Source organism: Acetivibrio ethanolgignens, from assembly GCF_001461035.1.
Lineage (GTDB): Bacteria > Bacillota > Clostridia > Lachnospirales > Lachnospiraceae > Velocimicrobium > Velocimicrobium ethanolgignens.
Genome location: NZ_LNAM01000169.1, coordinates 2,363 through 23,721, shown reverse-complemented (window position 1 = coordinate 23,721; position 21,359 = coordinate 2,363). Strand labels below are relative to the sequence as shown.

The 21,359-nt window shown below is 44.9% G+C and carries 18 protein-coding genes and 5 pseudogenes; 17 read left to right on the top strand and 6 right to left on the bottom strand.

From position 1 onward, the window contains the following. The first annotated feature begins 65 nt into the window (after positions 1 to 65). From ASU35_RS12120 to ASU35_RS12110, 3 genes and pseudogenes are all read left to right on the top strand, one after another. The gene (locus ASU35_RS12120; RefSeq protein ID WP_058353265.1) at positions 66 to 779 is read left to right on the top strand and encodes an ABC transporter ATP-binding protein; all 714 of its coding nucleotides are present in this window, start codon (positions 66 to 68) and stop codon (positions 777 to 779) included. Continuing rightward, positions 772 to 2,361 carry a hypothetical protein gene (locus tag ASU35_RS12115; RefSeq protein ID WP_058353264.1) on the top strand — a complete coding sequence of 530 codons (1,590 nt, stop codon included), beginning with the start codon at positions 772 to 774 and terminating at the stop codon, positions 2,359 to 2,361. The genes ASU35_RS12120 and ASU35_RS12115 overlap by 8 nt, the downstream gene beginning before the upstream one ends. Before the next feature lie 2 nt (positions 2,362 to 2,363). Further along, positions 2,364 to 2,486: pseudogene (locus tag ASU35_RS12110) on the top strand (helix-turn-helix domain-containing protein); the annotation flags it as partial. Positions 2,487 to 2,629: 143 nt separating this feature from the next. On the opposite strand, the gene ASU35_RS12105 reads toward ASU35_RS12110, so the two are convergent. The 5 genes from ASU35_RS12105 to ASU35_RS12085 all read right to left on the bottom strand — a co-directional run bounded on the left by ASU35_RS12105 (position 2,630) and on the right by ASU35_RS12085 (position 8,742). Continuing rightward, positions 2,630 to 5,110 (bottom strand): ABC transporter permease, encoded by a 2,481-nt coding sequence (locus ASU35_RS12105; protein WP_058353262.1) that lies wholly within the window; start codon positions 5,108 to 5,110, stop codon positions 2,630 to 2,632. Further along, positions 5,107 to 5,781: an ABC transporter ATP-binding protein gene (locus tag ASU35_RS12100; protein ID WP_058353261.1), complete on the bottom strand. Its 675-nt coding sequence runs from the start codon at positions 5,779 to 5,781 to the stop codon at positions 5,107 to 5,109. Before ASU35_RS12100 ends, ASU35_RS12105 begins: the two co-directional genes overlap by 4 nt. 61 nt (positions 5,782 to 5,842) lie before the next feature. After that, a complete protein-coding gene (locus ASU35_RS12095; RefSeq protein WP_058353267.1) occupies positions 5,843 to 6,934 on the bottom strand; it encodes a HAMP domain-containing sensor histidine kinase in 1,092 nt (363 codons plus the stop codon). 5 nt (positions 6,935 to 6,939) lie between these two features. Continuing rightward, a complete protein-coding gene (locus ASU35_RS12090; protein ID WP_004850543.1) occupies positions 6,940 to 7,611 on the bottom strand; it encodes a response regulator transcription factor in 672 nt (223 codons plus the stop codon). Positions 7,612 to 7,701: 90 nt separating this feature from the next. Continuing rightward, entirely contained in the window at positions 7,702 to 8,742 is a 1,041-nt protein-coding gene (locus ASU35_RS12085; RefSeq protein WP_058353260.1) for a DUF6076 domain-containing protein, read from the bottom strand. A gap of 301 nt (positions 8,743 to 9,043) precedes the next feature. On the opposite strand from ASU35_RS12085, the gene ASU35_RS12080 reads away from it, so the two are divergent. The 9 genes and pseudogenes from ASU35_RS12080 to ASU35_RS12045 all read left to right on the top strand — a co-directional run bounded on the left by ASU35_RS12080 (position 9,044) and on the right by ASU35_RS12045 (position 15,970). Next, positions 9,044 to 9,268: a helix-turn-helix domain-containing protein gene (locus ASU35_RS12080; RefSeq protein ID WP_058353259.1), complete on the top strand. Its 225-nt coding sequence runs from the start codon at positions 9,044 to 9,046 to the stop codon at positions 9,266 to 9,268. Between the two features lie 146 nt (positions 9,269 to 9,414). Further along, complete coding sequence (locus tag ASU35_RS12075; protein ID WP_058353258.1) at positions 9,415 to 9,618, top strand: hypothetical protein; 204 nt, start codon at positions 9,415 to 9,417, stop codon at positions 9,616 to 9,618. 286 nt (positions 9,619 to 9,904) lie between these two features. Continuing rightward, the gene (locus tag ASU35_RS12070; protein ID WP_058353257.1) at positions 9,905 to 10,222 is read left to right on the top strand and encodes a DUF3847 domain-containing protein; all 318 of its coding nucleotides are present in this window, start codon (positions 9,905 to 9,907) and stop codon (positions 10,220 to 10,222) included. A gap of 2 nt (positions 10,223 to 10,224) precedes the next feature. Next, a complete protein-coding gene (mobQ, locus tag ASU35_RS12065; RefSeq protein WP_083504282.1) occupies positions 10,225 to 11,697 on the top strand; it encodes a MobQ family relaxase in 1,473 nt (490 codons plus the stop codon). 47 nt (positions 11,698 to 11,744) lie between these two features. Beyond that, positions 11,745 to 11,825, top strand: a pseudogene (locus ASU35_RS19340) (DNA primase); the annotation flags it as partial. 1 nt (position 11,826) lies between these two features. Further along, a pseudogene (locus ASU35_RS12060) lies at positions 11,827 to 12,861 on the top strand (virulence-associated E family protein); the annotation flags it as partial. 270 nt (positions 12,862 to 13,131) lie between these two features. Beyond that, positions 13,132 to 13,317 (top strand): hypothetical protein, encoded by a 186-nt coding sequence (locus tag ASU35_RS12055; RefSeq protein ID WP_058353256.1) that lies wholly within the window; start codon positions 13,132 to 13,134, stop codon positions 13,315 to 13,317. A gap of 107 nt (positions 13,318 to 13,424) precedes the next feature. Further along, positions 13,425 to 15,046 (top strand): annotated as a pseudogene (locus ASU35_RS12050) (recombinase family protein). A gap of 63 nt (positions 15,047 to 15,109) precedes the next feature. Further along, positions 15,110 to 15,970 (top strand): hypothetical protein, encoded by an 861-nt coding sequence (locus ASU35_RS12045; RefSeq protein ID WP_058353255.1) that lies wholly within the window; start codon positions 15,110 to 15,112, stop codon positions 15,968 to 15,970. A gap of 3 nt (positions 15,971 to 15,973) precedes the next feature. Here ASU35_RS12045 and ASU35_RS12040 read toward each other — a convergent pair whose 3' ends face one another. Next, a complete protein-coding gene (locus ASU35_RS12040) occupies positions 15,974 to 17,302 on the bottom strand; it encodes an MATE family efflux transporter (RefSeq protein WP_058353254.1) in 1,329 nt (442 codons plus the stop codon). A gap of 124 nt (positions 17,303 to 17,426) precedes the next feature. Here ASU35_RS12040 and ybaK point away from each other — a divergent pair, with 124 nt between their 5' ends. The 5 genes and pseudogenes from ybaK to ASU35_RS12015 form a co-directional block, all read left to right on the top strand. Then, the gene (ybaK, locus tag ASU35_RS12035; RefSeq protein WP_058353253.1) at positions 17,427 to 17,912 is read left to right on the top strand and encodes a Cys-tRNA(Pro) deacylase; all 486 of its coding nucleotides are present in this window, start codon (positions 17,427 to 17,429) and stop codon (positions 17,910 to 17,912) included. Positions 17,913 to 17,933: 21 nt separating this feature from the next. Next, a complete protein-coding gene (locus ASU35_RS12030) occupies positions 17,934 to 18,962 on the top strand; it encodes a threonine aldolase family protein (protein WP_058353252.1) in 1,029 nt (342 codons plus the stop codon). Positions 18,963 to 19,048: 86 nt separating this feature from the next. Continuing rightward, positions 19,049 to 20,383 (top strand): NADP-specific glutamate dehydrogenase, encoded by a 1,335-nt coding sequence (gene gdhA / locus ASU35_RS12025; RefSeq protein WP_058353251.1) that lies wholly within the window; start codon positions 19,049 to 19,051, stop codon positions 20,381 to 20,383. A 396-nt stretch (positions 20,384 to 20,779) separates the two neighbouring features. Next, positions 20,780 to 20,965, top strand: a complete 186-nt coding sequence (locus tag ASU35_RS12020; protein ID WP_187142737.1) for a hypothetical protein — start codon at positions 20,780 to 20,782, stop codon at positions 20,963 to 20,965. A gap of 43 nt (positions 20,966 to 21,008) precedes the next feature. Next, positions 21,009 to 21,188: pseudogene (locus tag ASU35_RS12015) on the top strand (winged helix-turn-helix domain-containing protein); the annotation flags it as partial. Between the last annotated feature and the right edge of the window lie 171 nt (positions 21,189 to 21,359).

Below are 21,359 nucleotides of genomic sequence, written 5' to 3'. Positions count from 1 at the left end.
TAAACAATAAAAAAACCTTGATTTTTAAGGAAAAAACACTTGACTAAATAGGGAGGAAATGAAAGATGCTGGAAATCAGAAATTTAACAAAAACATACAAGGGCGGAAAAAAGGCGGTGTCTAATTTAAGTCTTAAGGTAGAGCCGGGAGATATCTGTGGTTTTATCGGGCACAATGGAGCAGGAAAGACAACGACGATTAAATGTATTGTGGGAATTCATGATTTTGAAGCCGGAGAAATTTTAGTAGATGGGATTTCTGTAAAGGAAAATTCACTGAAATGCAAATCGGTACTGGCTTATATCCCAGACAATCCGGATTTATACGAATATCTGACTGGTATCCAGTATCTGAATTTTATTGCTGACATTTTTGGAGTTCCGGTAGGGGAGCGTAAAAAACGGATTCAGGAGGAGGCAGATGATTTTGAGATAACTCAGGCATTGGGAGATTTGATTTCTTCTTATTCCCATGGTATGAAGCAGAAGCTGGCGATAATCGGAGCCCTGCTTCATCGACCGATGCTTCTGATTCTGGATGAGCCTTTTGTAGGTCTTGACCCAAAGGCGGCACTGACCCTGAAAAATAGGATGCATAAGCTTTGTGAAGAGGGAAGTGCGATTTTCTTTTCAACTCATGTCCTGGATGTGGCAGAAAAGCTTTGCAACAAGGTTGCCATTATACGAAAGGGCGAGCTGGTAGCAGCCGGGGATACAAAGGCACTTACCAAGGGCGAATCCTTAGAGGATGTATTTATGGAGGTGACAAGGGATGAGTAAACATTTGATGCGGCTCTTAAGACTACAGATGAGTAATTTCCTTGGCATCAATGAGCTTTTACATACCAGGGATAGTAAAAAAAGAAATCGTTTTTTGTGGATGGCCCTTGTCTGGGCAGTGCTGATTTTTATGCTTATGGGCTATGTGGCTGGCTTTTCTTATGGTTTTATCCATTTGGGAATGGCAGAAATCGTACCGATGTATCTGTATACGGTAGTCAGCCTTTTGATTTTGTTTTTAACCTTTTTTAAGGCAGGCAGTACGCTGTTTTCAATGAAGGGCTATGAAATGCTGGTTTCTCTGCCTGTTTCCAGGACAGATATTGTATTCAGCCGTTTTGCCTGTATGTATCTGACTAATCTTCTGGCAGGCTGCATGATTATGCTTCCGGGAATTGCAGTATACGGATATTTTATAAGACCAGGTATTTTCTTTTATCTGATTTGCTTTATAAGCACCTTATTTCTGCCGCTTTTGCCTCTGACACTTGCCTCTGTTGTAGGAGCAATGATTAGGGCAGTTAGTGCAAGGACAAAGCATAAGAGTATTGGGGAAACAGTACTGATGCTTGTATTTATCGTGGCTGTTATGGTAGGAAGTATGATGATGTCAGGACAGGAAGAGCAGATGAACGCAGAGCTTCTTAAAAATATGGCAGGAGCTTTGACAGAACAGATTGGAAAAATCTATCCTCCAGCACTTTGGTTTAAAGCAGCTCTTGCGGGAGACATGGCGGCCTTTCTTTTGCTTCTGATTTTGCCGATGGCAATTTTTGCTGTATTTTTAACAGTGCTTCAGAAATATTTTCAGAGTATCTGTACTGCATTAAATGCAGTAATAGTGAAAAATAATTATAAGATGGAAAATCTTCAGGCAAATGGAATCGTGACAGCTCTCTGGAAAAAGGAGCTGAAACGGTATTTTGCTTCCAGTGTTTATGTAACAAATACAATTGTGGGCTATGTTCTGGCAGCTTTGGCAGCCTTTGCATTGCTTTTTATGGGAGCAAAGGGCCTTGAAAAAGTGATGGAGATACCGGGACTGGAGCGTATGATTGGACGATGTATTCCTTTTGGAGTGGCTTGTCTTATGTCTATAACAACTATGACCTCCTGTTCCATTTCTATGGAAGGAAAGAGCTTTTGGCAGATTCAGACCCTTCCAGTGCACAGTAAGGCAGTCTATGACAGCAAGATTCTTGCCAACCTAACGGTGGCTGCTCCCTTCTATGTGCTTACGGTGATTCTAATCTGCCTGGCAATACGGCCGACTCTTTTAGAGGCTATCTGGATTGTACTGATACCCGCCTGCTATTTACTTTTTACAGCAACAGCCGGGATTACGGTAAATCTTTTATTTCCAGTGCTTAACTGGGAAAGTGAAGTAAGAGTAGTAAAACAGAGTGCTTCTACTATGGTGATGATGCTGATTGGTATGGTAAGCAGTATTCTGCCGCTGGCAGCAATAATTGTACTTAGGAATGTGTCGGTTCATCTTTTGAATACAGCTTTTGCAGTGCTTCTTTTAGCAGTGACAGGCATCTTGTATACCAGAAATAACAGAAAGGAGCTGATGATGTGAAAATACTTCATCTGGCAGAAAATATTACCGGATTGCGGAAAAATAAGGGTGTGACCCAGGAGGAAATGGCTAATTTCCTGAATGTGACGAAAGCCTCTGTATCCAAATGGGAAAATGGAGTTTCCCATAGTTAAAGATACCACACCAAACATAACAACACCACGCTTATACGGGACTTAGCACACCCCAAAAGAACATACAGAAATCCCCCATAAGCAACAAGGTTTGCTTTATGGGGGATTTCTTGTTTTAATTGTCGTTTTTGATATTATTCAACAGTCTCAATAGAATCCACAATACTCATTCTTGCAATAGAACGCAGAGGAATTGCCGTTGCAAGTAGGCAGGCCACAATAGAAATAATCGCAGCTTCCACAATCGCCATAACCGGAACAGCGACAAGCTGTAAAGCATCGGTCTGTGCTGCTCCGACAAAGATACAGCAGACATAGCCAAACACTGCTCCAATCACTGACGCAATGATACCGTAATAAGCGCCCTCCCACAGAAATGTTTTATAAAGGCTTGCGGCACTCATTCCAATAGCCCGCTGCATCCCGATTTCACCAACACGAGTATGAATATTGCTGTAAACGGTATTGATGATGTTCAGGATGCCAATGATACCGATAAAGATGATAAGCACCCAGCACAGCATTTTGATCTGTTCAAAGCTTTCTATCATCTCATTGCTGCTTTGGAGATAGGAAAGCCAATGTGTTCCTGGATAATTGCTGCACCAGCTATCCAACCAGCTTTCAAAGGTATCTGTATCGGCGTTATCCTGTAATGTAGGATAGACTTCTGAATAACTGTCGTTTCCGAGCAGTGAACAGTATATTTCGTCATTCACGATGAGTTGAACACCATTCGTAAAGCCATCATTATTGATTGTGATTGCTGTATCGATCAATCCTAATACAGGAAGTGTTCTGTCTCCCAGTTGAATGGTATCACCTACGGTAAGATCAGTCTGCTGAACAGTTGTATCTCCATAAGAAAAGGCAATGGGATTTTTTACAAGGCAGCCTGTTCCATCTTTCAAAGCCTGTTTATCCTGAGCAGACAAGTTAGGAGCATAGATTTGTAATTGTGCTTCATCCACATTTACAAGCTGCAAGGTTTCATGGCTCTGTACGGAAAGATCAGTTTCAAAGGGCAGTATATCACCGGCACCTGGCATAAATACAGAAAGCCGTGTAGTGGAAACACTTTCTACTGCGTCATTTTCCGCTAATGTTTTTACGGCTTCTGATGGGATGCCAACGGTTTCATTTGTAACTGCATAGTCGCTGAAATACATGTCCTGAACGGAACTGCTGGCATCAAGCAGCCCTGTAAAGCTCTGCAAGGCAACAAATACGGTAATACTCATAACCAAAGACAGAATGGTAACTGCTGTTCTTCCACGCCCTCGTTTTAGGTTGAGCCTTGCATAATAGGCTTCAAAATTACGGATGTTGCGGTTCCTTTTTATCCTGCGTTTGATTTTCACAGTCTGCCCCGACATAGCAACAGTAGGAGATACATGGGATGCGTACCGGGCAGCAGGAAAGGCAGCCAGCAGAGCAAACAGAAGTATGACTGCGATACTGGCAAAGAGCATCGGTAGTTTTACCGTACTGGCGGTGTTGATTGCAGAGTTCAATTCGGAAGTGCTGTTTGCCATGAACAGATCGGGATTGAGAAGCCCCGTAGCCGCAATCAATACACCTTTTGCCGACAATATACCGAGCAGCAATCCGATAGGAATACCGGCTCCACAGAGAATCAAAAGCTGCAAAGAAACCAAACGATAGATTTGCCCTCGTTCTCCACCAATCGCACGAAGTGTTCCGTATTCTTTGATGCGTTTTGTGATAGAGATTTTCAGAATGTTGTAGATTACCAGCCCAGCCGCCAGCAAGACCAGCACACCCACCAAAATACACGCCGCAGTCATAAATGAAAATCCCGTACCGGTATCGCTGTCTACCGCTTCATCATAGGAAATACCAATAGCGTCAAGCAAAACCCAGTTATATTGGATATACCGTTCATCCACGTTCAAATCTTCTGCGAGAGCATAAATGATGTTTTGAAAATTCTGCTTGTCATAAGTCTTAAAATCTGTGGAATAAAGCAGATAATCTTCTGGCAACAGTTCTTCTGCGGTTCCCTCACCGACAATCCCCTCAACCGTACCAGATGCGTAGCCGATATAGCTGCTTTCCAGAATGCCCGTCAATACAAAATCAGCAGAATATTCTAACTCTGACAGCGATCCATCCATAACGGAAACACTCAAATCCAGAGAAACGGTATCGCCAATTACAGCGTCCAATCCAAGATATTGAAGCGCATCCTCCGACAGGGCAATCTCAATCGCTTCCTCTGGTAATCGTCCCTCTTTTACGTTTCCGATTGCCGGGTACATAGATAATGCGTTATCGTGATATTCCCGAAGATATAAAGATAAACTACTGTTGCCTAATGGTGTGCTGCCGATAAAGATCGTATCGCCTACATCATATAGGCGATCATCTTCATGCAGCTTTTGCGCCTGTTCCTTGCCAAGCTGATGAAAGGTTGCATAACGGTTTCCGTTCAGACCCGCCGCCTGCTGAATACGCATGGATTGCAATATACCAATAGACTGACCGATCACTGTCGTCATAATCGTGGACATGATAACTGCAACCAAGATCAGGATTGCCGTGATTTTCTGTGCTTTCAGTTCTTTCCACGCAAGAGCTAAATAAGATTTCATCTTGCTGTCACCTCCGAAAGAACACCGTCCACAATTACAAATTGCCGGTCTGCCATTCTTGCAATGCGGCTGTCGTGAGTGATGATAACAAGCGTTTTTCCCATCTTTTTCCATATGCTTTGCAGCATTTCCATAACCTCGCCGCCGCTCTTGCTGTCCAGATTTCCAGTCGGTTCGTCAGCAAAAATAATATCCGGCTTTGCAATCAGGGCACGGGCAATCGCTACACGCTGTTGCTGACCGCCGGAAAGTTCATGGGGCAAATGGGTCAGCCGTTCACGAATACCTAACAAATCCGTAAGCTGATTTAGATATACTTCGTCCGGCTGCTTTTTGTCCAGAAGCAGGGGCATGATGATGTTTTCTTTTGCGGTCAGCACAGGGAGAAGATTGAATTGCTGAAAGATAAATCCGATGCGCCGACAGCGAAATGAGGACAGTTCTTTGTCATTAAAACGATAAATGTCTTTTCTATCGTATGTCAGACTGCCGGAAGTCGGCTTGTCCAGTCCAGACAACAGGTGGAGCAAGGTACTTTTGCCGCTGCCAGATGGCCCCATAATAGAAATAAAATCGCTGGATGCAATTTCAAGGTTGACTTTATCCAACGCAACGACACGGCTCTCGCCGCTGCCGTAGATTTTCGATAGTTCCTTTGCTTCAATGTTCATAAAAAACACTCTCCTTGTTTATAATATAAGGAGAGTGTAAAACAGAAATCTCAAAAAACGCTCAAGGTTTCTGATTTATTTGGAAAGAAGCAGTAGCCGTTGCGCCATAACTTTTTCTGTTTTCCAGTGTAAGTGTTCCTCCATGCTTCAGACATAGTATCTGGCTGCTGTATAGCCCCATACCAAAGTGTGCGGAGTCTTCTTTCATTTTTCCAAACGGTTTCGGGCCGCTTTGTATTAACTCCACAGGATAGCCTGGCCCATCGTCTGTAACTGATAGATGCAAGAAGTTTCCTTTCCGTTCCAAATGAATTTCAATTTTACTCTTTGCAAACCGAGCTGCATTTCCAATTAGATTTTCAGCAACGGTTAAAACCAATCCATGATCTAATTGTATTGTCCCCTTATCAGGTGCGGAAACAGACGGTTCTAATGCTCCTGCAAGAATTTTTGCTGTTTCCTCTAATTCAGAATGTAGCAGTGAATAGGAATACTCGTTTATCCGCACTGGCATTTGTTCTAATCGTTGGATGCTACTCATAGCTTCTACATACCGTTCAATCCGTAATGTATAGCTTTCCAATCTGTCAATGGCTTGTTCATCTGCTGTTCCCTGCCGCAGTAATTTTATAGTTCCCTTTAAGACCGTGATCGGATTGCGCAAGTCATGGGAAAAGGCGGCATTTAGCCTTTTCCGTTCTTCTGCCTGCCGACACAGTTCCTGATTTGATTTCAGAAGTTCTTCACGCATAGTATCAAAGGCGGTGCAGAGCTGCCCCAATTCATCATCAGAATGGACAGGCATAGAAAAGTCAAGGTCATGGTTCCGAATCCGTGAAATCCCATTCCGTAGCGTGGAGATTGGCTGTTTCAATTTGATATGATAATATAATATGCCGGATAGAGCCAGCCCGCCCATAGGGAGAACAATGCAGGACACAATTTGAATGATACCAAGCATGGACAATATATTTTGCTGGGTCTCTGTGGGGGTTTCCATTTTAACGATTGAACCGTCTGCTAAAATTTCTATTCCACCGGAGGGAAAGGTGCTGCTGATTGAATTGCATATCATAAAGACTAAGCCTAACATCAGGAGAGCCACCAAAACACAGGAAGCAGATAGGACGAGAAAAGTTTTCTTTAATTCCATATTTTTCAGACGTTCCACCGATAACCACACCCCCAAACTGTATCAATATAACTGTGAAGCGTACAAGCAGCCAGTTTCGCCCGGATTTTCCTGATATGTTCCATGACAGTATCACTGTTACCCTCGCCGTCAAGTCCCCACACTGTTTCATAAATACGCTCCCGGTCAAATACCTGTCCGGCATTCAGCGAAAGCAGCTCCACAATATCAAATTCCCTTTTTGATAAAGCAACAGGTTCACCCGCCACTGTGACGGTTCGGGCTGAATAATCAATCGTCAGTTCACCAAAGAAGCGAATTGTCGCTTTATTCCTGTGTCGCTGCTCCCTCCTCAGATGTGCGGCAACTCTCGCCCCTAATTCGTCCAAATCAAAAGGCTTAATGATATAATCGTCGGCACCTGCCTGAAAGCCGATGATTTTATCGGCAGATTCGACCCTTGCCGTCAAAAAAAGAATGGGGCAAGTAATAAGCTCCCGAATTTTCTGACAAAGGGTCAATCCGTCTATGTCCGGCATATTGATGTCGAGCAGGATTAAATCGGGCTGTCTTGCTAATTTTTGAAGTGCTTCATTTCCGCAATAAGCGGTCAACACCTCATATTGAGAAGAAAAATAACTCGCCATCATATCTACAATTCCCGGTTCATCATCAACAATAAGAAGCCTTTGTTTCATGCTATCATCTCCATTTGCAATTCATAATATTTATCGTAACAGCCAAATCTCAAAAAACGCTCAAACTTTTGCCGTCAGGAAAGTATAAAATCAATAGACTGATAAATTTATTATAATATTACTCTGCTGATACAGCCAGTCCGTAAATTCTTTCGGGCTGGCTGTCTTTTCTTTTACAGCCTTTTTTCTCTTCAATGCTTCTTTCTTGAACGCTTCAAAAGCAGTCAGCATTTCTTCCAGCTGGTCAGCCGGGAATCCCGCTGTCCTCTTCGCTTTGTTGATCTTATTACGCCAGTTCTGGCATTCATTTTTATAAAGCAGGTCATAGTTATTTTCTCTTGCCCTCTCGTCAAATCCCCGCTTGTTTTGAAGCACCTGTGCTTTTCGGCACTTATCGCTGCACAGCTCATACCGCTGGCTCTTTGCCAGAAAATATTTCCCGCAGACCTTGCACTGCCGGAAGCAAAGCCCCCAGTCATTCAGCCGGTTCAGATAATAGGTAATCAACGGGTAGAGGGACGCATAGGCAGACACACATTCTTCTGTGCGCCGGTTGTCCGGGAACCAAAGGTCAAGCCGGGTATCTTCTGACGGTGCACCTTTGAAATAAAGGTTGCCAGCTTGAAAATGTTTCGGTTTTCCTGTCTCCCTGTCAAAGCTCATGGCTTCGTTATGGAATACCCCGGTCAGGCTGCTCATTTTATCCATGAAGCGGTCACAGGCAGCGTTACGGTCACGGGGTTCTCTGGCAAGCAGATAGCTGTTCCAGATACGGAACGCCACATACATTTTCAGAGGATCGTTGCTAAGATATTTTCCCCAGAGAAATTCGCTTGCCGCCTGTTCCAGCTCCGGCTGTTTCCATCGGTTGGAATGGAGGGCTTGTCGCAGTGGAGAAAGCCCGTATAAGTTCCAATCTCTGTCCGTGTCACGCTCAAAGTTTATCAAAAAAGTTCCCAACGGGCGTGTCATATCACAAAGCACCTCTGTGTTCTGGCTCCCGTTCAGCCGGAAGCGGATCTGCTGTTCTTCTCCAATCAAAATCCGCTCTTTCGTTTTCTTCCTGTCCAGCGTCAGGACAAACAAAATCCTCTCAAAACATGGCTCATGCCGTATAAACTGATTCTCCATTCCTATCTCCTGCCTTTGTTTATGGTAATTATATAATTTAGTCATATCCGTTACACTTATGGTATCGCAGAAGCATTGTTTTGTCAATGATAGTCCGCTATGATGATTGTAGTTGGTAATTTCGTGCCACACAGTACCTTGGCAAGTGAATGACCGTCCAAAAAGGATATGACCGGCAGGAGAAGTGACGCATCCGGCGCACCAATGCAGGGAAACACCGCAGGAATGGGGCAGGAAACGGCTTTTGGGGAGAACGGCAGCAGGAAGCATTTTAACCTATTTGATTTATGGGAGGAACAGAATGAACGATAAAAAGAGATTGAACAGCTACGAGGATTTACCGCTGGTTCTGGATGTGGCGGACATCCAGCGGATTATGGGAATTTCAAGAGCGAGTGCCTATGAGCTGGTACACACACCCGGCTTTCCGGCGTTCCGCAGGGGCAGGCTTATCAAGGTCAGCAAAATTGCCTTCTTTGAATGGATGGCAAAAGGCTCCGAAACCGTACCGGTAAGCGACAAATAAGTGTGAGGTATCATTCCCTGACCGCAATACTGCCGCACTTTCCAAAGGGGCATACAGAGGGAAAAAACCTTAAAAATGATACCGAAACGCTACACCAAAACAGCCTATCTGCGTACATCAGATAGAAATGGAGAAAGGAGCCGGTTATGGCAAGAATGAGCAACAAGCGGCGGCTGGAATGGTCTTTCTTCTTAAATGATCGCAGCCGTATCACTTACAACGAACTGTGCCGGAAATGCCAGCACGAATGTAAACAGAGCTTCCGGGCGTTTGTGGTTGACTGCCCGAAGTATCTTTCCAAGCGTTCCAAGAAAAAGGACAAGACTGCCGGAAACGGCAAAATCCCTTAGGAACTAAGGGCGCACTTCTATACATAGTCTAAAGACCATGTATCGTGCGTCCTGCGGAGCTTACCTCTGCCGCTGATAAAATCAGCAATCCGAGGTCTGCGTTCGCTTCGCTCCGACAAGGTGGCTGCACCCCCTTGCGCCGCTAAAGCGGCTATCCCCTGTGTACCCGATGAAAAGAGAAATCCGCTTTGCGTTTTTCCCTTTTCATCGGGTTTTATAGAAGCACTGACACACAGACTGTCTGCGGATGGTCTTTCTTTATCTTATCAGTAAAGGATGTGAGAACATGGAAAAATCTTTGGAACAGTTAAAGCAGGAATATGAAAAAAGCACTGTCCTGCTGGAACGGGAAAAACGGAAAATGCAGCGTTTGAAAAACCGGCAGGCGTATTTGGAGAGCGGTTCCCGGAAACAGAGGACGCACTGGCTGATTACCCGTGGGGCAGCCGTTGAGAGCATTGCGCCACAGACAAAGGAGTTGACCGAAACGGAATTTTATTCCCTCATGGAAAACATTTTGAATCTGCCGCAGGCGGAGCATTTCATCCGGTCTGCCACAGAGAACCACGCCCGTATTTCCGGGCAAGAGAAAGGCGGTGATTAAGGATAGCACTTTATCATTTTTCAATCGCACAGATAAAGCGCAGCGCCGGTCAGAGCGCCATTGCCAGCGCAGCCTACCGAGCCGGGGAGCGTCTTTACAGCAGCTACTATGGAGAAGTCAGCGATTACACCAAAAAGGGCGGCGTGATCGCTTCGGAAATCATGCTGCCGCCCCATGCGCCGGAAATATATCTTGACCGGGCGACCCTCTGGAATGCTGTGGAGAACTGCGAGAAACATCCAAAAGCACAGCTTGCCTATTCCTTTGATATTGCCATGCAGAATGAATTGACGCTGGAAGAAAACATGGAGCTGGCGAGGAAGTTCGTGCAGGAGCAGTTTGTGGCAAAAGGCATGATTGCCGACCTTGCTTTTCACAGCCCGGAGAAAGAGGACGGCGGCATCCCTAACCCGCATTTCCATGTGATGACAACCATGCGCCCCTTGAACCCGGATGGCACATGGGGACAAAAACAGCGGCGGGAATATCTTCTTGATGAAGATGGAAACCGAATCCGGGATAAAAACGGCGATTATATGTTTAACGCTGTCCATACAACAGACTGGCATGAGCCGGAAACACTGGAACACTGGCGGGAGCAGTGGGCGGCTGCCGTTAATACAAAATTCGAGGAAAAAGGACTGGATGTGCGTATCGACCACCGTTCCTATGTGCGGCAGGGGCTTGACCTGATACCTACTGTCCACGAGGGCGCTAATGTCCGGCAGATGGAAGCAAAAGGCATCCGTACCGAAAAAGGGGAACTGAACCGCTGGATTAAAGCTACCAACCGGCTCATGCAGGATATGAGGAAGAAGATCAAAGCCCTGTTTGTCTGGATGGCAGAGGTAAAAGAAGAACTTTCCAAACCGCAGACACCGAACCTTGCCGACCTGCTGATCGCTTATTACAACCAGCGCAACGCAGGGGCATGGAGCAATAAAGCCAGAACCGGAAACTTAAAGCAGTTTGCCGAAGCCGTCAATTATCTGACGGAAAACAAGCTGCTCACATTAGAGGATTTGCAGGAGCGTCTTTCCTCTGTCAGTGAAGAATTTGAAGCATTAAGCGGCTCCATGAAAAAGAAATCTGCCCGGATAAAGGAATTGAAGGAATTGATACGGGAGGGCGAGAATTACCAGCGGCTAAAACCTGTCCATACGGAATTGAACAATATCAAGTTTAAGAAACAGAGGGAGAAATTTGAAACATCCCACGATGCGGAGTTACGGCTGTTTTATGCCGCCCGCCGTATTCTGAAAGAAAAACTGGACGGAAAACCCATTGCCATGAAAGCATGGAAACAGGAATATGCACAGTTAAAAACAGAGTATGCCGAACTGTCTCCGCAGCACAAGCCACTCCGGGAGGAAGTCATACGGCTGCGGCAGGTGCAGAACGCCGTAGATACCGCACTGCGCCGGAGGGAGCAGCCACAGGAAGTACAGAGAAAGAAACATGAGATGGAGCTATGATATAACCGGCAGCTTTACCGCTACCGGTATTTTTATGGAGGGTGTATTTGAATGTATTTGAAGCGGTGAAACAGTCTGTTACCACCCGGCAGGCTGCTTCATTCTATGGAATCCGGGTGGGGAGAAACCAATGAAAACCGCTACCATCCGGTCAGGGATTACCTGAACAGCCTGCAATGGGACGGCACAGAGCGCATCCGTTACGCCCTGCATCACTTTCTGGGAGCCGATACGGACGAATATACCTATGAAGCCTTGAAACTGTTCCTGATGGGAGCCATCCGGCGGGTATTCAGACCGGGGAGCAAGTTTGAGGTCATGCTCTGTCTGGTTGGTGGTCAGGGAGCCGGGAAATCTACCTTTTTCCGGCTACTGGCAGGCAGGGACGAATGGTTTTCAGACGATTTGAAGAAGCTGGACGATGAAAATGTGTACCGCAAGCTGCAAGGACATTGGATTATCGAGATGTCGGAGATGATCGCCACAGCCAACGCCAAGAGTATTGAGGAAATCAAGTCATTCTTAAGCCGCCAGAAAGAAACCTACAAAGTGCCGTATGAGACACATCCGGCAGACCGGCTGCGGCAATGTGTATTTGGAGGGACGACCAACCGGCAGGACTTTTTGCCCCGTGACCGCACTGGCAACCGGCGCTTTCTCCCCGTGACGGTGTACCCGGAACGGGCGGAGGTTCACATACTGGACGATGAAGCAGCGGCGAGGGCGTATATCGAACAGATGTGGGCGGAAGCCATGACGGTTTACCGCAGTGGGAAGTATAAGCTGTCATTCAGCATAGAAATGAACCGATACCTAAACGCCCACCAGCAGGACTTTATGCAGGAAGACACACAGGCTGGCATGATCTACGCCTATTTGGAGGACTACACCGGCGACAGGGTATGTTCCAAGCAGCTTTATGAGGAAGCGCTGGGGAACTTAAATTCCCCGGCAGACTGGGAGACACGGGCAATCTGCGAGATTATGAATACCGGCATTGCGGGCGGCATCATACAGGGCTGGGCAGCCTACAAAAGCCCGAAGCGGTATAAGAAATACGGTTCTCAAAAAGGCTGGGAGCGTGTCAACCAAGCTCCGCCGGAGGGGGACGGTTTTCGAGAAATCACGGAAGAAGAAGCCCGGCAAATGGAACTGCCATTCTGAAAAGCCACCGGTTGACAGTTTGGTTGACACTTCGGTTGACAGCCGGTTGACGGGGAAAAGCCTAATATTTGGGGCATTTCTCTCCTTTGTCAACCATGTCAACCAAGAAATAAAAGAAAAAGTAAAAAGTAATCATAGAGCGCCTATGGATTGTTTTCAAAGTCTTTTCTGCCGGTTGACACGGTTTGGTTGACATGGAGACAGCCTGCGGCTGTACACCTGCCTGACATTCCCTTGTCGGGCATATTTCATTTATGGAGGTAACTGCCTATGGCAAAAAGCAAAAACGAGAGCAATAACAAAAACAGCGGCACCCTGCTTACCGAAAAAGACGGCACCCAGTATTTTGTCATGGGGAAAGTCCGTATCAAGGTATCGGAGCATTTCGCACAGGATGGGAAGCCGCTTGACAGTCTGCTGGAAGATGCGATCCAGCACGCTGCCGCCGCTTCCTGAAAAAATACGGAATAACGACTGTCAATCAGCCCACGCTTATGATATACTTGTACCAGCGAGTATTGTATAAGCGTGGGTTGTTTCTTTTAGAAGGAGGATTTTTAACCGTGAAACAACCATACAATACAACGATTTATAACACTGCACTATATTTGAGATTGAGCCGTGACGATGAATTACAGGGGGAAAGCGGCAGTATCCAGACCCAGCGCATGATGCTTAGACAGTATGCCGCAGAGCATGGGCTGACCATTGTAGACAAGTACATTGACGACGGATGGAGCGGGACAAATTTCGAGCGTCCAAGTTTCCAAAGGATGATTGATGACATCGAGGACGGGAAAATCAACTGCGTTGTCACAAAGGACTTATCCCGTCTGGGAAGAAACTATATCCTGACCGGTCAGTACACGGAAATCTATTTCCCCAGCAAGGGAGTACGCTACATTGCCATCAATGACAATGTGGACACCATCAACGGAGAAAGTGAGCTCGCACCGTTCTTAAACATCCTGAATGAAATGCACGCCCGACAGACCAGCAAAAAGGTCAAGGCTGCCATGCATACAAGATTTGCCAATGGCGCACACTATGGAGCCTATGCACCGCTGGGCTATGTAAAAGACCCGGACAAAAAAGGTCATCTTCTGATCGACCCGGAAACACGCTGGATTGTAGAGAAGATTTTTGACCTTGCCGTACACGGGAGGGGTGCCGCCAGCATTACACGGATTCTGGTGGAAGAAAAAGTACCTACCCCGGCTGGCTGAACTATGAAAGATATGGGACTTTCGCCAATATCTACGCCGGTGCGCCCGCAGAAAAAGCCTATGCGTGGACGATAGCACAGGTCAAGAGCATTTTGAAAGAGGAAACCTACATCGGTCACAGTGTTCACAACAAGCAGAGCAACATTTCATTCAAGAACAAGAAAAAGGTGCGGAAGCCGCAGGAAGAATGGTATCGTGTGGAAAATACCCACGAAGCCATCATTTCCGAAGAAGTGTTCCAAAAAGTTCAAGAGCTGATTGCAAGCAGACGCAGGAAACGCAGAAACGGTACGACACAGATTTTCGCAGGATTGATAAAATGTGCAGACTGCGGATGGTCTTTAGCCTATGGGGAAAACAAGCAGAATAAGAACCCATACGGGTACTACCATTGCAGCAAGAACGGACAGGGATTACGCCAGTGTTCCATGCACTATATCCGTTATGATGTACTGTATGCCTATGTGCTTGCAAGACTGCAATACTGGTCTATGCTGGCACAGAAAGACGAGGACAAGCTGCTGAAACGGCTGCTCAATGCCAGCGACAGAGAAAGAAACTCTGCGAAGAAAAAGCAGGCTGCGGAGCTGAAAAAGGCGGAAAAGCGTAAAGCCGAGGTTGACGGGCTGTTTGCTAAAATGTATGAGGACTGGTCTGCCGGACGCATAACCGAGTATAATTTCAATATGCTGTCCGAGAAGTACCAGAACGAGCAAAAGGAGCTTGAAACAAAAATAAGACAGCTTCACGAAATGATGGAAGTCGCCGTACAGACCGCAGCGGATGCTGAAAAGTGGATTGCCCTAATGAAACAGTATGTCAACCCTGTGGAGCTGACCGCCGAACTTCTGACCACTCTAATTGAAAAAATAACCGTCCACGAAGCTGTCAAGGGCGAGGACGGAAGCCGTGAGCAGGAAGTAGAAATCTACTACCGCTTCATCGGCAAAATCGACTGACCTTTCTTTTTTACCCAACAATATCTTTAATTAAGGGAAACGGGGCAAAGTACGCCGGATATTATGCTGCTTCCGCAGATTGCTTCTTATTTTGCCGTATCGGTAGATGAGCTTCTGGGTTATGAACCACAGCTTTCTAAGGAACAGATTCAGAAAATATATCATGAATTGGCCGAGGAGATGGCACATAAGCCCTTTGAAGAGGTATTTGAAAAAAGTGAGGAGCTGGTAAAGCAGTACTATGCCTGTTATCCTTTTTTATATCAGATATGTGTGCTTTGGCTCAATCATTATATGCTGGCGGGCAGGGAAGAAAGAAGACAGGATATTTTAGAAAAAATTTCGGTTCTGAGCATGCATATCATAGAAAATTCAACGGATACAGGGCTTTGCAGTGATTCCGTACTTTTAAATGCCCTTGTAAAGCTTCAGTGCCGGAAACCGGAGGAAGCTATTGAACAGATAGAGGAGCTTTTAAATCCACTTCGGCAGCTCCGCCAGAGTGATGGTATTCTACTGGAGGCTTATATGATGGCAGGGCAGCTTGAGAAGGCAAAAAAGTATGCACAGATTATTATGTATTTACAGCTGATTTCTCTGGTGAGTACAGCAACCTCTTATCTTTCTTTGCATATGGAGGAGCCGGTAATTTGCGAGAAAACAATTCAGCGGATTCAGGCAGTGGAGGAGGCTTACGAGTTGGGGGAGCTGCAGCCTAATACTATGGGGATTTTTTATTATCAGGCGGCAGCAGCAAAAGCGGTGCAGGGAGACAGTTACTTTGATGATTTAGATGAATGGTTTGGAAAGACGGAACAGGGAGCTCAGATGCTAAGGGACAAAAGCCTGGTCTTAGAGAGTGCAAGACAGAGCCTGCAAAATCCGGTGTTTAGCGGGATAGAGGGTATTGATAAGCTGCTGTAGATATTATACCTTATCCCACTTCCAGAACCGGTAAAAGCCATAGGATAAAAGAGTTCCGATCATCCATCCGAGAGGCCAGGAAAGCCAGATGCCGTCAGAACCAAAGGGTGCTACCAGAATAAAAGCCAGGATAACCCGGAGGATTAAGTCGGAAAAGGTGGAAATCATAAATGGACCCATAGCACCGGAGCCACGGAGAACACCATCTGCCACTAGCTTGATGCTGACAACGGCATAAAATGGGGAAACGATTTTTAAAAAGTGAGTGCCGGCGGATAAAACAGCTTCACTTCCGGTCTGATTGAGGAATAAGGTTATCATATGCTGACTAAAGCCAACATATAGGACGGTAAAGGTAAAAGCAATAGAAAGTCCCATGATAACACTGCTTTTAAAGCCCTGACGGATTCGCTCAATTTTTCTGGCACCTAAATTCTGCCCGGTAAAGCTGGATAGACCGTTTCCCAGAGTAGTTAAGGATGTAATAACGAAGGTATTCAGCTTGATAGCGGCGGAATAGCCAGCGATAACATCTGAGCCAAAGCCATTAACCAGAATCTGAACAAACAGATTTCCTACAGAAACAAAGCTTTGCTGCAAGATACTTGGAATAGCAATAAAACCGATACGCCGGAGAAGTCTGGAAGAAAAATACGCAGGCTTTTCCGGTGTTTTTATGTCTTTGAGCCTCTTTAGAAGTACAAAAAAGGCGAGTAGGGAAGCAATGCCCTGTGCCAGAAAGGTAGCCCAGGCAACACCAGCTACACCAAGCTGGAAACGGCTGACAAAAATCAGGTCAAGAATAATATTTCCAAGGGATGAGGCAATCAGGAAATACAGAGGGGTCTTAGAGTCTCCCAGGGCAGTAAAAATACCGGTACAGATATTATAGAGGAAAAGGAAGATAAGACCTAAAATATAAATTCTTAAATAAAGAGCAGAATCAAGGAAAATGTTATTCGGTGTATTTAAAAGGTGAATCAGCTGATTACAGGAGAGAAAACCAAAGAGAGTAAGACAACTGCTAACTACAACTGTAGAAATCAAAGAGGTGGAAATAGCAGTTTTTACATTTTTGTAATTTTTTTCTCCAAAGAGCTGGGAAACGACAACGGAACACCCGATATTACAGCCGGTAGCAATTGCCATGAAAATCATGGTAATCGGATAGGAGGCACCGACGGCAGCTAAAGCATCCTTTCCAGCAAATTTACCGGCAATAATACTGTCAGCAATGTTATAAAGCTGTTGGAATACAACGCTTAGAAACAGTGGAATAGAAAATTTCCATAGGGTAGGAGTGACTTTGCCTTCTGTTAAATCGTTTACCATAATATATCCTTCTTTCCAAAAAATCTTTTTGTATTATACGGCAGCAGAATTTAAAATGCAAGGGTTGAGTTTCCACGAGTCTTATTTTATAATGAAAAAAGCAAAAAAGTGAGGAAGTGAAGCTATGGGAAAAGAGGTAAAGACCAATGCCATGCGGTTTCTGGATAAGAATAAAGTATCCTATAAGATGCATCTGTATGAAAGTGACGGCTTTATGGATGGAGTATCAGTTGCTAAAAAGCTTTCCCAACCCTTGGAAAAAACCTTTAAGACATTGGTAGCCCAGGGAAAAACAAAGAATTACTATGTATTTGTAATACCTGTGGCAGAGGAAGTAGATATGAAAAAGGCGGCAAGGGCAGTTGGTGAGAAATTTGTAGAGCTGCTTCCGGTAAAGGAGCTTACCGCGGTGACAGGCTATGTACGGGGCGGCTGCAGTCCCATTGGTATGAAAAAACAGTTTCCGACTGTCATACATGAAAGTGCCAGTGCTCAGGACACAATTATGGTGAGCGGTGGGCGGCTGGGAAGCCAGATTGAGCTTAATCCGGAGGAGCTTGCAAGGGTCATCCGGGCAGAATTTACCGACATTATTATGAAGGAAAAATAAACAAAGGGGATGAGATAGTGTATGTACAGTTTTAGAAATGATTATAGTGAAGGTGCACATCCGAAGATTTTAGAGCTTTTGATGAAGACAAGTCTGGAGCAGAATACCGGCTATGGACTGGACAAGCATAGTGAGCGTGCGGCTATGTTGATAAAAAAGGTAATGAAGCATGAGGACGTGGATATCCATTTTATACCGGGTGGAACTCAGACGAACATGCTGACGATTTCTTCCTTTTTAAAACCCTATCAGTGTGTAATCGCAGCGGATACCGGGCATATCAACGTCCATGAAACCGGTGCCATTGAAGCAACGGGACATAAGGTATATACCGTACCCCATGTAGATGGCAAGCTGACTTCGGAGGGCATCAGAAGGGCTCTGGACTGGCATGCAGATGAGCATATGGTACAGCCGGGGATGGTTTATATTTCTGATACAACAGAGCTTGGAACCGTCTATACAAAGGCAGAGCTTTCCGCCATCAGTCGCCTGTGCAGGGAAAAGGGACTTTTACTGTTCCTGGATGGTGCAAGACTGGCTTCAGCCCTGACAAGTACGATGAATGACCTGGAGCTTTCAGATATCGCCGAGCTTACAGATGTATTTTATATTGGTGGAACGAAGAATGGTGCTTTGTTTGGTGAGGCACTGGTTTTAGTAAAGGATGAGTTAAAAAAGGATTTTCGCTATTCCATTAAACACAGAGGGGCTATGCTGGCAAAGGGCTTTTCTGCAGGTATACAGTTTGAAGCTCTCTTTGATGGGGATATTTATTTTGAATTGGGAGAGCATGCAAACCGTCTGGCAGAGAAGCTTAAAAAGGCACTAGAGGCAGAAGGAGTTGAATTTTATGCGACTCCTTGCAGTAACCAGCTTTTTCCGATTGTTTCAGGAGCCTGTGTTGAGGCACTGGAAAAGAAATATGAATTTAATATTGAGCGGGTGCTGGGAGAGGATAGGTATGCTATTCGATTTGTTACCTCCTGGGCTACTCAGGAAAGTGCTGTAGACGGACTGATTAAGTACTTTAAAACAATAAACCGTTAAAAAATTAAAATGTCAAAGAAAAAATGCTTGCAAAATTCATCTTCAAGTAATAAAATAACTAAAAAATGAATAAAGGAGATATAGCTATGAGATATGTTGATGAAATCATTGAATTAGTAGAGAAGAAAAATCCGGCAGAACCGGAATTCCATCAGGCGGTGAAGGAGGTATTAAATTCCTTACGGCCGGTGATTGAGGCAAATGAAGAGGTTTACCGCAGGGAAGCATTGCTTGAGAGACTGGTAGAGCCTGACAGACAGATTAAGTTCCGTGTGCCATGGGTAGATGATAAAGGGCAGGTACAGGTAAATACAGGCTACCGTGTACAGTTTAATAACAGCATTGGACCATATAAGGGTGGTTTAAGGCTTCATCCTTCTGTAAATCTTGGTATTATCAAATTCCTGGGCTTTGAGCAGATATTTAAAAATTCCCTGACCGGATTGCCAATCGGTGGTGGCAAGGGCGGTTCTGATTTTGACCCGAAGGGTAAATCTGACCGTGAGGTTATGGCCTTCTGTAAAAGCTTTATGACAGAGCTTTACAAGTACATCGGAGCAGATGTCGATGTGCCTGCCGGAGACATTGGAACAGGTGCAAGAGAGATTGGCTATATGTTCGGACAATATAAGAAAATCACAGGCCTGTACGAGGGCGTACTGACCGGGAAGGGTCTTAGCTATGGCGGTTCCCTTGCAAGAAAGGAAGCTACCGGCTATGGTCTTTTATACCTGACAGAAGAGATGTTAAAATGCAACGGCAAAGATTTAGCGGGAAAGACCGTATGTATTTCCGGTTCCGGCAACGTAGCTATCTATGCTGCAGAAAAAGCTTCCCAGCTGGGGGCAAAGGTAGTAACTGTTAGCGATTCTACTGGCTGGGTATATGACCCAGAGGGTATTGATTTAGGTCTTTTAAAAGAGGTGAAGGAGGTTAAGAGAGCAAGACTTACTGAGTATGCAAGGGCTAGGAGCTCAGCTGAATATCATGAGGGCAGAGGTGTATGGACTGTGAAGTGTGATATTGCACTTCCTTGTGCAACCCAGAACGAGCTCCACTTAGAGGATGCAAAGGCACTGGTGTCTAACGGCTGTATTGCTGTAGCAGAGGGTGCTAATATGCCTACCACCTTAGAGGCTACCGAATATCTCCAGAAAAACGGTGTTCTTTTTGCACCTGGTAAGGCTGCTAATGCCGGTGGTGTAGCTACCTCCGCATTGGAAATGTCCCAGAACAGCGAGCGGCTTAGCTGGACCTTTGAGGAGGTAGATACAAAGCTTAAGAATATCATGGTGAATATCTTCCATAATCTTGATGCTGCAGCTAAGAAATATGGACATGAAGGTGACTATGTGGTAGGTGCCAATATTGCAGGCTTTGAGAAGGTAGCAGAGGCTATGTTGGCTCAGGGTGTTTGCTAATTAAGAATTTCTAAGATAATAAATGATATTGAGAAGTCCTGGAAATGCTGAATTTCCGGGGCTTTTCTTTATGTGTTGAAATGACAAAAGAATTGTCAGAATATTCATAAATAGAAGATAATTTAAGTTGTTTTGAGGTCATTATATACACGTGGTACACAAGTGATATACAGGTGGTATACACTCGTTTTTACTGGTTTTGGATGTCTTTTGAAGCATTCATCCGGTGCTTTTAAAGATGATTTAGGCTGAATATGAGTGTAATGTTTATCAAAAGAAACATCATAAGTGTATCCAGCAATCAGTCTTGATTTATTGTGTTATATTTCAATTTATACACTTGTTTTTCTGTGGATAATTTATATTCTGTATTATCGACTTAAGGAACGAAAACTGTTGGCAACAGGAATCACATTTTTATTTGCAATTCCGTTCACACTTTTGATAAATATTACATTATCAAAATTAATTGGAGAACCTGTGATTGATGTTTGGGATATATTATCTGTATTTATCCTGTTGATAGTATCCGTTGCTTTTATAATTGGAGATTATGCACGAAAAAAAGGTTTTGTAAGATAAGCCATTTTCTGAGTCACTTGAAAATTCAAGATTCAGAAGATAAACGTTATTTGAAATTTTGCCTTTATTAGCAAGAAATCCAGGCAGAGTGTTCAGCAAGGAGCAGATTTATGATATTGTCTGGAAGGAATCCTATTCCGGCGATTACAACATCGTCATGAGCCATATCCGCAACATACGGGAAAAAATAGAGGATAATCTCAGCAAGCCAATTTACATATAGACGGTATGGGGAGTCGGCTATAAATTTAATAACAGGATAAAAAGAGCAGATATTGCAGAGCGTTTGTAATATCTGTTTTTTATTCGATAGGAAAGTGCGTCCTATCGAAATAAAAAAGGCTCCGCTAAGGATCGCACTGCGGCGGCGTGGCAGATGTCGCTTTCGCGACCC